This window comes from Burkholderia anthina (assembly GCF_902498995.1).
Classification (GTDB): Bacteria; Pseudomonadota; Gammaproteobacteria; order Burkholderiales; family Burkholderiaceae; genus Burkholderia; species Burkholderia anthina.
Genome location: NZ_CABVLY010000018.1, coordinates 105,214 through 118,448, shown reverse-complemented (window position 1 = coordinate 118,448; position 13,235 = coordinate 105,214). Strand labels below are relative to the sequence as shown.

Sequence of the window (13,235 nt, the reverse complement as noted above, 5' to 3'; positions counted from 1 at the left end):
AGCATGGCAAAGATTCTGGTGGTCGACGATTCGGGCACGGTGCGCGACGAAGTCGCGGGTTTCCTGCGCAATCACGGGCTCGACGTCGCGACGGCGGTGGACGGCAAGGACGGGCTCGCGAAGCTCAAGGCGACGCCCGGCGTGCGCCTCGTGATCAGCGACGTGAACATGCCGAACATGGACGGCCTGACGATGGTCGAGAAGATTCGCGGCGAACTGGCGAACGCGTCGGTCAACGTCGTGATGCTGACGACCGAAAGCAGCCCGGCGATGAAGGAGCGCGGCAAGGCCGCCGGCGTGAAGGGCTGGATCGTGAAGCCGTTCAAGGGCGACGCGGTGCTCGACGCGCTGAAGAAGCTCGCGGGCTGATACGCGCGACGAGCGCGGCCCGGCAACCGGTTCACGTTCCGCATTCAACGCTGCGGTTCGGGTTGTGCGGCCGCTGTGGCGGCCTGTTGCGGCTGTTGCACCGATGCGGGCGAGTTTCTGCGGATGTCGGTCGTCGTGCCGGACTGCGTCCCCGGACTGAACGCGGGCGCATGTCATCCGGAGATCGCGTTCACGACGTGCGCGGGCCTGACCGCGCGCGAAGGCGCCGCAGCTTTTGAAGAGCCTTCAGCGCGGCGCCGGCACGGCGGACGCGAATTCGTCGACGACCGCTTCGATCACGGCCTGCACGCGCGCGGTCTTGTAGAGATCGGCATGCGCGACGAGCCATACGTCGAAATGATTGCAGCGCCGTGCCATGAGCCGCACCAGTTCCGGTTCGGCGTCGGCGCGAAAACACGGCAGCTCCGCCACGCCGAGCCCGGCAATGGCGGCTTCGACCAGCATCATTGTCGACGACGTCTGGAACATCACGCGGCCGCGTGACGTCGGTTCGCCGCACAGCGCTTCCCACATCGTCGGCACCACCGGCTGCTGGTACATCACCAGGTCGTGGCCTGCGAACGCGCTGCCCGGCGCCGGTTCGCCGCGTTCGGCCAGGTAGCCGCGCGAGGCGTAGATGCCGGTTTCGAGATGTCCGAGCCGCCGGACGATCAGGTCGGGCGATTCCGGCCGCAACGTGCGAATCGCGAGATCCGCTTCGCGACGTGTGAGGTTGGCGATTTCGGCCGATGTCACGCACACGACGTCGATGCCGGCGTGCTTGCGCCGCAGGCGGGCGATGGCCGGCACCACGAAGCGCTTGCCCAGCGAGTCGGTGGTCGCGATGCGCACGGAGCCGGCCAATTGCTCGTCGAAGCCCATCACGCGCCGCTCGATGGTGAGCGACGCGCGCTCCATCGTTTCCGCCGGCTCGCGCAGCGCTTCGCCGGCGGGCGTCAGTACATAGAGGGTCGGCGTGCGCAGGAACAGGCGCGCGGACAGTTCGTCCTCGAGCGCGGCAATCCGGCGCCCGACGGTCGCCTGGTCGACGTTCAACTGCGTGGCCGCGCCGCGCAGCGTACCGGCGCGGGCCAGGGCCAAAAAGAAGCGGGCGTTGTCCCAGTTCAGGCGCATCAGCGGACTCCGTCAGGCAGGTGGATGCATTTCTGCATCACGATAATGCGAAATTACCACTTTTCTGCATGGTGTGCGGTTCCTAGACTCACGGCATCAGCCTGGAGTTCTCATGACCGATTGCACGTCCCGTTGCACTTCTGCCCGCACCCCTGTACCCGTCGCCGCGCCGACGACGGCCGGACGGCCGACCGCGCGCGAACGCCGCTTCACGCTGGCGCTCGTCGCGATCGGGATGTTCATGGCCGTACTCGATTCGACGATCGTCAACGTCGCGCTGCCGGCGATGCGCCTGAACCTCGGCGCGACGGTCGCGGGGCTTGCATGGATCGTCGATGCGTACACACTCAGCTTCGCCGCGTTGATCCTCGCGGGCGGCGTGCTGTCCGACCGGTTCGGCGCGAAGCACGCGTATCTCGCGGGCCTCGCGCTGTTCATCCTGGCATCGGCGGGATGTGGTTTCGCGCCGTCCGTGACGGTGCTCGTCGCCGCGCGCTTCGTGCAGGGCGTGGGGGCGGCGCTGTTTCTGCCCGCCTCGCTCGCGATCGTGCGCAACACGTTCGACGTGCCGGCCGAGCGGGCGCGGGCGATCGCGGTCTGGGCGAGCATCGCGTCGGTGGCGGCGTCCGTCGGGCCGGTGCTGGGCGGTGTGCTGGTGGAGGATTTCGGCTGGCGCAGCGCGTTCCTCGTCAATGTGCCGACCGGCGCGCTGGCGCTGATCGGCGCGGCGATGCTGGTGCGTGGGTCGGGCCGACGCGCCGCGCGCCGCTTCGACTGGGCCGGTCAGTTCGCCAGCGTGACGGCGCTCGGTGCGCTGTGCTTCGCCGCGATCGACATGCCGACGCACGGCCCGCGCGCGACGGACGTGCTGGTCGCGCTGCTGGTTGCGGCGCTCGCTTGCGCAGTGCTGATCGTCGTCGAGCGGCGCGCCGCCGATCCGATGGTGCCGCTCGCGTGGTTTCGCAATCGCGTGTTCGTTGCGATGAATCTGATGGGCACGCTGGTCTATGTCGGCTATTTCGCGCTGCTGTTCATCCTGAGCCTGTACCTGCACGGCGGCCTCGGGCTGAATGCGCGGCAGACCGGGCTGATGCTGTTGCCGCTCGCCTTGAGCCTGTCGCTCGGCAACGTGCTGTCGGGCAGGCTGCACGGACAGGCCGGCGCGACGCAACTGATGGCCGGCGGGCTGATGCTCGCCACGTGCGCCGTGCCGGCGCTCGCGGCCGCGCTGACGATGCGCGCGCCGTGGCCCGTTGCGTGGGCGGCGATGGCGGCGTTCGGCACCGGCACCGCGTTGTCCGTGCCGCCGATGATCGCGACCGTGCTCGAACAGGTGCCGGCGGACGCGGCCGGTGTCGCATCGGGGTTTCTCAATGCGGCGCGGCAGGCAGGGAGCTTGTTCGGCGTCGCGTTCGCGGGCGCCGCGACGATGCTGTTGCCGAATCCGGCGGCGGCGCTGCGCGCGGTCGCGGTGCTCGGTTTCACCGCGTACGCGGTCGCTGCGCTGGTCGCGCTGATGGCCGGCGCACGGATCGCGAAGCCGGCGCGCGGGCAGACGTGACGCGCGAGGCGTGCGCTTCGCCATGCGGTCGCGCACAAGCGTGCTTCGGATGGCCGCCGGTCGGCCCCGCTGGACGTCGCGCGCAATGTGGAGGACGATTCGTGATCGTGTGAGTCGCGAATCGGGCGGGCGCCGCCCGTTTGCGACGATCGAACCCTGCGAGCGGAGCATCATGGAAACCCGTCACGAGACACCCGAGCCGATCCTGCTGCGTGAAGACCGCGACGGCGTCGTTACGCTGCGACTCAATCGGCCGCAGCAGTTCAACGCGCTGTCGGAGGCGATGCTGGCGAGCCTGCAGGACGCATTCGATTCGCTGGCCGCCGATCCGCGCGTGCGCTGCGTCGTGCTGGCCGCGCAAGGCAAGGCGTTCTGCGCGGGCCACGATCTGCGGCAGATGCGCAGCAAGCCCGAGCTCGATTACTACCGCGCGCTGTTCGCGCAATGCAGCCGCGTGATGCTCGCGATGCGCGCATTGCCGGTGCCGGTGATCGCGCGCGTGCACGGCATCGCGACGGCGGCCGGCTGCCAGCTCGTCGCCGCGTGCGATCTCGCGATCGCGGCCGACACCGCGCGCTTCGCGGTATCGGGCATCAACGTCGGGCTGTTCTGTTCGACGCCTTCCGTCGCGCTGAGCCGCAACGTATCGGCGAAGCGCGCGTTCGACATGCTCGTCACCGGGCGTTTCGTCGATGCGGCGACGGCCGCCGCGTGGGGGCTCGTCAACGAAGCGGTGCCCGAGGATGCGCTCGACGCGGCCGTCGCGCGCAAGGTCGCGGAAATCGTCGCGAAGAGCCCGGCGGCGGTGCGTTACGGCAAGCAGATGTTCTACCGGCAGCGCGAGTTGCCGCTCGACGACGCGTACGCGTTCGCGGGCGACGTGATGGCGCGCAACATGATGGAAGAGGATGCCGGCGAGGGGATCGACGCGTTCCTGGAGAAGCGCCAGCCGACGTGGCGTTCGTAGCGCGTCGCGCAGCGGCAGGGCGGATGCGCATTCTCGTCGGAGGGGCTTGCGTCCCGCACGCTTCGTCGCATCGAGAGTCGTGAAGACAAACGGGCCGCTCGTGAACGGCGGCCCGCACATGTGCCCGGAAGACACGGATGCGCGACGACGCGCGAGCGTGCCGCCGCATCCGCGACCTGCGTGCTTGCGTGCCTGCGTACGCTAGCGCCCGTAGCTGCCCGTGCGCAGCGCCGGCTCGGCCGTCGACGCGCCCGGCGGCACGATCACGACCGGCACGCGGCGCGCGAGCGCGCACATCAGCTCGTAGCCGATCGTGCCGCTGGCTTCCGCGACGTCGTCGACCTTCACCCGATCGCCCCACAGCTCGACGCTCGACCCGATGCCTGCCTGCGGGCACGGCGTCAGGTCGACGGTCAGCATGTCCATCGACACGCGGCCGACGACGCGTGTCATCACGCCGTCCACCGCGATCGGCGTGCCGGTCGGCGCATGGCGCGGATAGCCGTCCGCGTAGCCGCACGCGACGACGCCGATCCGCATCGGCTGGTCCGCCGTGAAGCGGCGGCCGTAGCCGACGGTTTCTTCCGGCGCGAGCGTCTGCACGCCGATGATCTTGCTGGTGAGCGTCATCGCGGCCATCAGCGGCGTGTCGGCGATGTGCCGCGCCGCACCGGTCGGTGATGCGCCGTACAGGATCGTACCGGGCCGCACCCAGTCGCGATGCGCGCGCGGATGCCACAGCACGGCCGCCGAATTCGATGCCGAGCGCTCGCCCGGAATTCCGGCGGTGGCCGCATCGAACTGCTCGAGCTGCCAGTCGACTTCGCCTTCGTCGGCATTCGCGAAATGCATCATCAGCGTGATCTTGCCGATCGACGGCACGCTCGCCGCGCGTTCCCATACGGCGCGGAATGCGTGCGGCCGGTAGCCGAGCCGGTTCATCCCGGAGTTCATCTTGAGCTGGATGTCGATCGGCTGCTGCGGCTTCGCGGCGATCAGCAGATCGAGCTGCTGGTCGCAGTGCACGGCCACCGTCAGCCGGTGGCGATCGGCGAGTTCGACGTCGGCCGGCTCGAAGATTCCTTCGAGCAGCAGCACCGGCTTGTCCCAGCCGAGCTCGCGCACGCGCACGGCTTCGTCGAGATCGAGCAGCGCGATGCCGTCGGCGGCCGCGAGGCCCGGATAGATGCGCTCGATTCCGTGACCGTATGCGTTGGCCTTGACCACGGCCCACACGCGCGACTGCGCGGCGGTGCGGCGGATGAAGTCGAGGTTGTGGCGGACGGCGTCAGGACGGATATGGGCGACGATGGGACGGGGCATGGGCGGGCTCGGGTCGAAAGTCGTTCGGTGCGCGCGGCGGCGCGATTCGGGGCGGCAGGCTCGCGCGGCAACGCGCCGAGCCAGTGTTGAGCGCTATCTTATTGGTGTTCGACCAGTTTTAATTAACGTATTTGTCGACGATTTGGTGGAATGTTGGGCGCCGGCCCCTTGCCATCGCGGCTTCCGCCGGCCGCCGGTGCCGAGTCTCCCGTCTAGAAAACCGGTGCGCGATCGGCGCGGCGCAATGCTAAGCTTCCAGCGATCATGTCATTGAACAATGTAATCATAAAGGAGGAGACTTTGATGACGACGTCCCAGCTGTGCTTGTTCATCGTGGCGCTGTTGCCGTTCCCGATGACGTTCCTGGCCAAGGCCCGCAAGGGTTACGACAACCATGCGCCGCGCGAGTACCTGGCGAAGCTCGCCGGCTGGCGTGCGCGGGCCCAGGCCGCGCATCAGAATGCGTGGGAAGCGCTGGCGCTGTTCACCGCTGCATTGGTCGTGGCATGGCACAACGGCGCGAACGCGCACCACGTCGACCAGCTCGCGATGGCGTTCGTCGCGACCCGCATCGTCTATGCGTTGATGTATCTGCTGAACTGGGCGTCGCTGCGCTCGCTCGTGTGGTTCGCCGGCATGGCCTGCGTCGTCGCGCTGTTCTTCGCTACGCCGTGACGCGATGACGGGCGGCCGGCAGCGGCTTCGCGTGCCGGCGCGTCATGCGCCGCCCGCGCCGCGCGCATGGTTGTCGTTGGATGCGGGCGCAACGATCTTCGCGATATTGAACGGCGGTGCATCCGCTTCGCGATGCAGGAACGCGATCAACGGATCGAGCAGCCGGTGCCGCGTCGACGGATTGCGGCGCAGCACGAAGCGCCATGACGCATCGCGCGCGAGGCCCGGCACCAGCGGCACGAGGCGGCCGCTGCGCAGTTCGGGCTCGATCAGCGGCACGCGGCCGAGCGCGATGCCCGCGCCGCCGACCGCCGCGCCGATCACCTGGCTGAAGCTGCTGTAGCGGACGATCTTCGTTTCGAAATCGCCCGGCAATCCGAACGCCGACGCCCAGTTGCGCCAGTCGATCTCGGGGCTGTCCTCGTGCATCTCCTGCAACAGCCGCGAGCGGCACACGTACCCCGATGCGTACGGGAACAGCTCGGGGCTGCAGACGGGGAACACGGTTTCCCGTATCAGGATGTCGTCGTCGGCGCGCAGCCGATGCGCGGGCACGTGCACGATCGCAAGATCGACACCGCTGCGCGCGAAGTCCGGTTCGTCGTCGACCACGACGGCGTGCAGCGGCGTTTCAGGGTGGAGCGACGAGAATTCGGCGAGACGGCGCGCGAGCCACATCGACGAAAACGGCGCGTTGGCGGACACCGTGAGCCGTTGCGTGGCGGTGCCGCGAATCTCGGCGCACGCGTCGGTCAGCTTCGACAGCGCATCGCTGACGGCCGGCAGCAGGCGCGCGCCCGCCGGGGTGAGGCCGATGCCGCCGAGCCCCGTGCTGCGTTCGAGCAGCCGAGCCCCCAGCGATTCCTCGAGCGCGCGGATCTGGTGACTGATCGCGCTGGTCGACACGTTCAGCTCGGCCGCCGCGCGCGCGAACCCGCCGAGGCGGACGGCCGCCTCGAAAGCACGCAACGCGCTGAGGGGAGGAAGGTGCGACATGCGGGGTATTGTAGTTGACTCAACACCCGTTGAAAAATCATCTTTTGCCGCGCGTCGGGCGCGCGGGTAGCCTTGGTCCGGTCACTAAAACCGCAACGAAAAACCGACCGGAGGGCTTCATGTATTTCGACCGACGACTATGGGCAATGATGGCGGGATTGCGCGGGCGGGTCGCCGCCGCGGTCGCGCTCGGGCTGCTCGCGATGGGCGTCGGCATCCTGCGTTTCGTGTTTCTCGGCCGCGTGCTGGCGCTCGTGTTTTCCGGCGCACCGGCGCGCGATATCGCCGAAACCGTCGCCGCGACGGCGGCCTGCGTGCTGCTGCGCGCATGGCTCGACCATCGCCGCACGCTGCTCGCGCAGCATACGGCCGGGCGCGTGCAGTCCGCGCTGCGCGCGCGGCTGTTCGACCGGATCGCCGCGCTCGGCCCCGCGTGGTTCAGCGGCGAGCGCACGGGCGGCGTGATGCTCGCCGTCGTCGACGGCGTCGAGCAACTGCAGACCTTCTTCGGCGTCTACCTGCCGCAGTTCGTGATCGCCGCGTGCGCGCCGGTGATGATCTTCGCGGTGCTCGCATGGTGGGACGTGCCGACGGCCGCGGTCCTGCTGGTCGCGGCGCTCGTCACGCTCGCGCTGCCGCAGCTCGTGCATCGCGCGGATCGTCGCGCGGCGCTCGCGCGTTCGTCGGCGTTCAAGGCGTTCGGCGAGGAGTTTCTCGATGCGGTGCAGGGCCTGCCGACGCTGAAGGCGTTCGGCCAGAGCCGCGCGTTCGGCGCGAAGCTGGCGGAGAAGGCGCGCGCGCTGTCCGACAGCACGTTCTGGGTGCTCGCGCTCGGGCTGCTGACGCGGCTCTTCACCGATCTCGGCACCGGGCTCGGCGCGGCGGCGGCCATTGCGGTCGGCGCATGGCGCGTGCGCCACGGCGACATGAGTCTCGAAGCGCTGCTGATCGTGCTGATGGCCGGCAGCGAGATCTTCCGGCCGCTGCGCGACCTGCGCGCGGTGCTGCATCAGGGGATGATCGGCCAGTCGGCGGCGAACGCGATTCACGCGCTGCTCGATGCCCGCAGCGAGATGCCGGCCGCCGCGGCGGCGCGCGTGCCGCAGGTGCGGCCGGAGATCGCGTTCGACGGCGTCAGCTTCGCGTATCCGGGACGGCGCGCGGATGCGCATGCGGCGCTGAGCTTCACGGTCCGCGAAGGCGAGACGGTCGCGATCGTCGGCCCGAGCGGCGCGGGCAAGTCGACCATCGTGCGTCTGCTGCTGCGCCAGCACGATGCGCAGGGCGGCGCGATCCGCATCGGCGGCCACGACGTGCGCGCGCTCGACGCCGACCAGGTTCGCGAAATGATTGCCGTGGTCGCGCAGGACGCGACGCTGTTCGACGGCAGTGTCGCCGACAACCTGCGGCTCGGCCGTCCCGACGCGAGCGACGCCGACATGATCGCCGCCGCGCGTGCGGCCAACGCGCACGACTTCATCTCGGCGCTGCCCGCAGGCTACGCGACGCGCATCGGCGAGCGCGGGCTCATGCTGTCGGGCGGCCAGCGCCAGCGGATCGCCATTGCGCGGGCGCTGTTGCGCGACGCGCCGATCCTGCTGCTCGACGAGGCGCTGTCGTCGGTCGATGCGGAGAACGAGGCGCTGATCCAGCAGGCGCTCGACCGGCTCACGCGCGGCCGCACGACGCTGGTGCTCGCGCACCGGCTGTCCAGCGTGATCGGCGCGGACCGCATCCTGGTGCTCGACCAGGGGCGTGTCGTCGACGAAGGCGCGCATGCCGAACTGATCGCGCGCGACGGCCCGTATCGCCGGCTGATGGGGCCGCAGCTCGAAGCGGCGACCGAAGCCGTCGGCACGGCCGCGGCCGGCGGCGGCACGGGTGCACGTGCCGCATCGGGCCCGCAGGTCCGGCCGCTGAACGACGACGCGGCGACGATCGGCTGGCCGGACACCCTGCGCACGCTGCTACGGTTCGTGCGACCGTGGACGGGCAAGGTCGTGCTGACCGTGCTGTTCGGGATCGGCCGCGTGCTCGCATTCATCGGCGTCGGCGTGATCGGCGCGCTGGTGGTCGGCGGCGTGTCGACCGGGCATGCGAACGGCGCGCTCGTCACGGCGCTGCTCGTCGTCGCGCCGGTCGCGGCCGTGCTGCACTGGCTCGAATCGTGGCTCGCGCACGACATGGCGTACCGGATGCTCGCGGAAATGCGTATCGCGCTGTTCGCGACGCTCGAACGGCTCGCGCCGGCCGGGTTGCTGCGCCGTCGTTCCGGCGACCTGGTTGCGCTCGCGACGCAGGATGTCGAGACCGTCGAATACTTCTATGCGCATACGCTCGCACCCGCGTTCGTCGCGGTGCTGGTGCCGGCCGGCGTGCTGGTGCTGCTCGCGTCGATCGCATGGCCGCTCGCGCTGGTGCTGCTGCCGTTCCTGCTGTGGGCCGGGCTGGCCCCGGTGCTGGCGCGGCGCGATGTCGACCGGCTCGGCACCGGTGCGCGCGAAGCGCTCGGCCAGCTCGGCGCGCACCTGACCGAAACGATCCAGGGCCTCGCGGAGCTCACCGCGTTCCAGGCGATCGAGCGGCGTCGCGCCGCGTTCGTCGCGCAAGCCGATGCGTACCGGCGGCAGCGCGCGAAGCTGCTCGACGATCTGTCGTCGCAAAGCGCCGCGCTCGAAGTCGCGAGCGGGCTCGGCGGGCTGGCCGTCGCGGCGCTGGGCGCGCTGCTCTGCGCGCGCGGCTGGTTCGCGCACGAGTCGCTGCCGCTGCTGGTGCTCGTCGCGGTGGCCGCGTTCATGCCGGTTGCGGAGATCGGTCAGGTCGCGCGGCAACTGGCCGACACGATCGCGTCGACGCGCCGCTTGCGTGCGCTCGAGAAGGAGCCGGTGACGGTCGTCGACGGCACGCATGCGCTGTCCGGCAATGCGACCGTGCGGTTCGAGGAAACGGGTTTCACGTACCCGGGCCGCAGCGTGCCGGCGATCGATCGCGTGAGTTTCGAGGTGCCGCCCGGCAGCACGGTCGCGCTGGTGGGCGCATCGGGCGCGGGCAAGTCGACCGTCGCGAGCCTGCTGCTGCGCTTCTGGGATCCGCAGCACGGGCGCGTGACGCTCGGCGGCGTCGATCTGCGCGACCTGCGGCTCGACGATCTGCGCCGGCACATCGCACTCGTTGCGCAGGATACCTACCTGTTCAACGACACGCTCGAAGCGAACATCCGGCTCGCGGCAAACGATGCGTCGGCCGCCGACGTGCAGCGCGCGATCGACCAGGCGGCGCTCGGCGACTTCGTCGCGCGGCTGCCCGACGGACTCGCGACGCGCGTTGGCGAGCGCGGTGTGCAACTGTCGGGCGGGCAGCGCCAGCGGGTCGCGATCGCGCGCGCGTTCCTGAAGGATGCGCCGGTGCTGATCCTCGATGAAGCCACGTCCCATCTCGACACGATCAGCGAACAGCAGATTCGCGCGGCGCTGGAGGACCTGATGGCACAGCGCACGTCGGTCATCATCGCGCACCGGCTGTCGACCGTTCGCAATGCCGACGCGATCCTCGTGATCGAGCACGGCCGGATCATCGAGGCGGGAACGCATGCGCAACTGATCGCGCGGCAGGGCGCGTATGCGCGGCTGGTCTCGCATCAGGCGAGCGGGGTGGCGGCGTGAGCGACGCCGCTTCGAAGCCGCGTTGGCCGGTATTTCCGCTCGACGCGGCGCCGGCTCGTTAAGTGGTGCCGGCAGCGGCAACCGAACGACCGCATGCGTCGTCGCCTCGCATCCGTTCGCGTCTTCCTTTCTTCCGACTTATCCCTCCAGCCCGGCTCGGGTTTGTCTCGATGCAATTAGCCGTTGCGGATATTTTTGTTGTCGTAGTATCGCCATTGACAACACTTGTTGCACTAAGGTCTAATTCAACATCGCATGTTGCGGTGCGGCCAGATGTCGTCGTTCCCCGGCCAGCCGGCCGGTTACATCGCTCAATCATGCGGAGAAATGCCATGAGTCGTCGTTCCTTCCTGAAAGCTGTCGCGGTGGTCGCCGCGCTCGGCGCCAGCATCGCGCACGCGGATACCAAAACGCTCGTCGTCGGGACCGATACGTCGTTCATGCCGTTCGAGTTCAAGCAAGGCGACAAGTACGTCGGCTTCGATCTCGATCTGTGGGCGGAGATCGCGAAGGACCAGGGCTGGAAGTACACGATCCAGCCGATGGATTTCGCGGGTCTGATTCCGGCACTGCAGACGCAGAACATCGACGTCGCGCTGTCCGGGATGACCATCAAGGAAGAACGGAAGAAGGCGATCGACTTCTCCGCGCCGTATTACGACAGCGGGCTCGCGGCGATGGTGCAGGTCGGCAACACGTCGATCAAGTCGATCGACGACCTGAACGGCAAGGTGATCGCCGCGAAAACGGGCACTGCGACGATCGACTGGATCAAGGCGCACCTGAAGCCGAAGGAGATCCGCCAGTTCCCGAACATCGACCAGGCGTATCTCGCGCTCGAGGCCGGCCGCGTCGACGCGGCAATGCATGACACGCCGAACGTGCTGTTCTTCGTGAACAACGAAGGCAAGGGCAAGGTGAGGGTCGCGGGCCAACCGGTCAGCGGCGACAAGTACGGGATCGGCTTCCCGAAGGGCAGCCCGCTCGTGCCGAAGGTCAACGCGTCGCTCGTGAAGATCAAGGCCGACGGCCGCTATGCGCAGATCTACAAGAAATGGTTCGGCGCCGAGCCGCCGAAGATGTGAGCGTGACGGCACAACATGGCGCGGCCGGGTGGCCGCGCCGGTCTTGAATCGAACGGGGAGCGACACGTGAATTTCGATTGGTCGGCGATCTGGGCGGCGTTGCCGGACCTGATGGACGGGGTTCGGTTGACGGTGTTCATCGCATTTTTCGGGCTGGTGGGCGGGTTCGTCGTCGGGATGATCGCGGGCATGTTCCGCGCATACGGACCGAAGGCGATGAACGTGCTCGCGCAGGTTTATATTGAGTTGATCCGCGGCACACCGATCGTCGTGCAGGTGATGTTCCTGTACTTCGCGCTGCCGCTGCTCGCGCATATCCGGATCGACGGCCTGACGGCCGCGATCATCGCGATCACGGTGAATTCGGGCGCGTATCTCGCGGAAGTGGTGCGCGGCGCGCTGCTGTCGATTCCGAAGGGGCTGACGGAAGCGGGGCTCGCGATGGGTCTGTCGATGCCGCGCGTGCTGCTGAAGGTGGTCGGGCCGCTCGCGTTCCGGCGGCTGATTCCACCGCTCGGCAACCAGTGCATCGTGAGCCTGAAGGATACGTCGCTGTTCATCGTGATCGGCGTCGGCGAACTGACGCGCAAGGGGCAGGAAATCATCGCGGGCAATTTCCAGGCGGTCGAGATCTGGACTGCGGTGGCCGTTCTTTACCTGCTGCTGACCGGCGCGATGACGCTGACGCTTCGGCTCGTCGAAAAGAGGATGAGGATCCTATGAGCATGATCGAATTCCAGAACGTGTCGAAGAGCTTTGGTCATGTGCCGGTGCTCAAGCATATCGACCTGAAGATCGACGCGGGCGAGGTGGTCGTCGTGATCGGCCCGTCGGGCTCGGGCAAGTCGACGATGTTGCGCTGTATCAACGCGCTCGAAAAAATCACCGGCGGCGAACTGCTGGTCGACGGCCAGAGCGTGCGCGGCAACGCATCGACGATCCGCAACATCCGCCTCGAGGCGGGCATGGTGTTCCAGCAGTTCAACCTGTTTCCGCAAATGACCGCGCTCGAGAACGTGATGTTCGGGCCGATCCAGGTGCGCGGTGCGTCGCGCGCGGATGCGCGCGACCAGGCGATGGCGCTGCTCGACAAGGTCGGTCTCGAATCGCGCGCAAATCATTATCCGTCGGAGCTGTCGGGCGGCCAGCAGCAGCGCGTCGCGATCGCGCGCGCACTGGCGATCCGGCCGCGGCTGATGCTGTTCGACGAGCCGACGTCGGCGCTCGATCCGGAATTGCGCCACGAAGTGCTGAAAGTGATGCAGGATCTCGCGACCGAAGGGATGACGATGATCGTCGTTACGCACGAGATCGGTTTCGCGAAGCGGGTCGGCACGCGGCTGCTGTTCATGGATCAGGGCGGCATCGCCGAGGACGGCCATCCAGTCGACCTGATCGACCGGCCGCCGACACCGCGGCTGAAGGAATTCCTGAAACACGTGTCCTGAACCAAACCGACTCAT

11 protein-coding genes are annotated in these 13,235 nt (G+C 68.5%); 8 read left to right on the top strand and 3 right to left on the bottom strand.

All coding sequences use genetic code 11. The features are described 5' to 3' along the window. The first annotated feature begins 3 nt into the window (after positions 1–3). A complete protein-coding gene (locus tag BME24068_RS22325; protein ID WP_060238818.1) occupies positions 4–369 on the top strand; it encodes a response regulator in 366 nt (121 codons plus the stop codon). Between the two features lie 246 nt (positions 370–615). On the opposite strand, the gene BME24068_RS22320 is transcribed toward BME24068_RS22325, so the two are convergent. Beyond that, on the bottom strand, positions 616–1,497 hold the full coding sequence (locus tag BME24068_RS22320; protein ID WP_172441854.1) for a LysR family transcriptional regulator: 882 nt from the start codon (positions 1,495–1,497) through the stop codon (positions 616–618). A gap of 118 nt (positions 1,498–1,615) precedes the next feature. Between BME24068_RS22320 and BME24068_RS22315 the strand changes: the two genes are divergently transcribed. Together BME24068_RS22315 and BME24068_RS22310 are read left to right on the top strand one after the other, a co-directional pair. Further along, entirely contained in the window at positions 1,616–3,064 is a 1,449-nt protein-coding gene (locus BME24068_RS22315; protein WP_174927393.1) for an MFS transporter, read from the top strand. Positions 3,065–3,236: 172 nt separating this feature from the next. After that, the gene (locus BME24068_RS22310; protein ID WP_096499203.1) at positions 3,237–4,031 is read left to right on the top strand and encodes an enoyl-CoA hydratase; all 795 of its coding nucleotides are present in this window, start codon (positions 3,237–3,239) and stop codon (positions 4,029–4,031) included. A gap of 201 nt (positions 4,032–4,232) precedes the next feature. Here BME24068_RS22310 and alr read toward each other — a convergent pair whose 3' ends face one another. Continuing rightward, positions 4,233–5,354, bottom strand: coding sequence for an alanine racemase (alr, locus tag BME24068_RS22305; protein ID WP_174927392.1), 1,122 nt, complete (start codon positions 5,352–5,354; stop codon positions 4,233–4,235). A 303-nt stretch (positions 5,355–5,657) separates the two neighbouring features. Here alr and BME24068_RS22300 point away from each other — a divergent pair, with 303 nt between their 5' ends. Continuing rightward, positions 5,658–6,029, top strand: a complete 372-nt coding sequence (locus BME24068_RS22300) for an MAPEG family protein (protein ID WP_096499199.1) — start codon at positions 5,658–5,660, stop codon at positions 6,027–6,029. 42 nt (positions 6,030–6,071) lie between these two features. On the opposite strand, the gene BME24068_RS22295 is transcribed toward BME24068_RS22300, so the two are convergent. Beyond that, on the bottom strand, positions 6,072–7,025 hold the full coding sequence (locus BME24068_RS22295) for a LysR family transcriptional regulator (protein WP_096499197.1): 954 nt from the start codon (positions 7,023–7,025) through the stop codon (positions 6,072–6,074). A gap of 119 nt (positions 7,026–7,144) precedes the next feature. On the opposite strand from BME24068_RS22295, the gene BME24068_RS22290 reads away from it, so the two are divergent. From BME24068_RS22290 to glnQ, 4 genes are all read left to right on the top strand, one after another. Then, positions 7,145–10,687 (top strand): ABC transporter ATP-binding protein, encoded by a 3,543-nt coding sequence (locus BME24068_RS22290; protein WP_174927391.1) that lies wholly within the window; start codon positions 7,145–7,147, stop codon positions 10,685–10,687. Positions 10,688–11,019: 332 nt separating this feature from the next. Next, a complete protein-coding gene (glnH, locus tag BME24068_RS22285; protein WP_096499193.1) occupies positions 11,020–11,772 on the top strand; it encodes a glutamine ABC transporter substrate-binding protein GlnH in 753 nt (250 codons plus the stop codon). A 15-nt stretch (positions 11,773–11,787) separates the two neighbouring features. Next, positions 11,788–12,495, top strand: a complete 708-nt coding sequence (gene glnP / locus BME24068_RS22280; protein WP_172441851.1) for a glutamine ABC transporter permease GlnP — start codon at positions 11,788–11,790, stop codon at positions 12,493–12,495. After that, entirely contained in the window at positions 12,492–13,220 is a 729-nt protein-coding gene (glnQ, locus tag BME24068_RS22275) for a glutamine ABC transporter ATP-binding protein GlnQ (protein WP_014899691.1), read from the top strand. Before glnP ends, glnQ begins: the two co-directional genes overlap by 4 nt. Positions 13,221–13,235 lie beyond the last annotated feature (15 nt).

What these genes read in the sequence shown, in the direction of transcription:
- BME24068_RS22290 (WP_174927391.1), top strand. Translation starts at nt 7,145, where the DNA reads ATGTATTTCGACCGACGACTATGGGCAATGATGGCGGGATTGCGCGGG.
- BME24068_RS22300 (WP_096499199.1), top strand. Translation starts at nt 5,658, where the DNA reads ATGACGACGTCCCAGCTGTGCTTGTTCATCGTGGCGCTGTTGCCGTTC.
- BME24068_RS22315 (WP_174927393.1), top strand. Translation starts at nt 1,616, where the DNA reads ATGACCGATTGCACGTCCCGTTGCACTTCTGCCCGCACCCCTGTACCC.
- glnQ (WP_014899691.1), top strand. Translation starts at nt 12,492, where the DNA reads ATGAGCATGATCGAATTCCAGAACGTGTCGAAGAGCTTTGGTCATGTG.
- BME24068_RS22295 (WP_096499197.1), bottom strand. Translation starts at nt 7,025, where the DNA reads ATGTCGCACCTTCCTCCCCTCAGCGCGTTGCGTGCTTTCGAGGCGGCC.
- BME24068_RS22325 (WP_060238818.1), top strand. Translation starts at nt 4, where the DNA reads ATGGCAAAGATTCTGGTGGTCGACGATTCGGGCACGGTGCGCGACGAA.
- alr (WP_174927392.1), bottom strand. Translation starts at nt 5,354, where the DNA reads ATGCCCCGTCCCATCGTCGCCCATATCCGTCCTGACGCCGTCCGCCAC.
- glnP (WP_172441851.1), top strand. Translation starts at nt 11,788, where the DNA reads ATGGCGCGGCCGGGTGGCCGCGCCGGTCTTGAATCGAACGGGGAGCGA.
- glnH (WP_096499193.1), top strand. Translation starts at nt 11,020, where the DNA reads ATGAGTCGTCGTTCCTTCCTGAAAGCTGTCGCGGTGGTCGCCGCGCTC.
- BME24068_RS22310 (WP_096499203.1), top strand. Translation starts at nt 3,237, where the DNA reads ATGGAAACCCGTCACGAGACACCCGAGCCGATCCTGCTGCGTGAAGAC.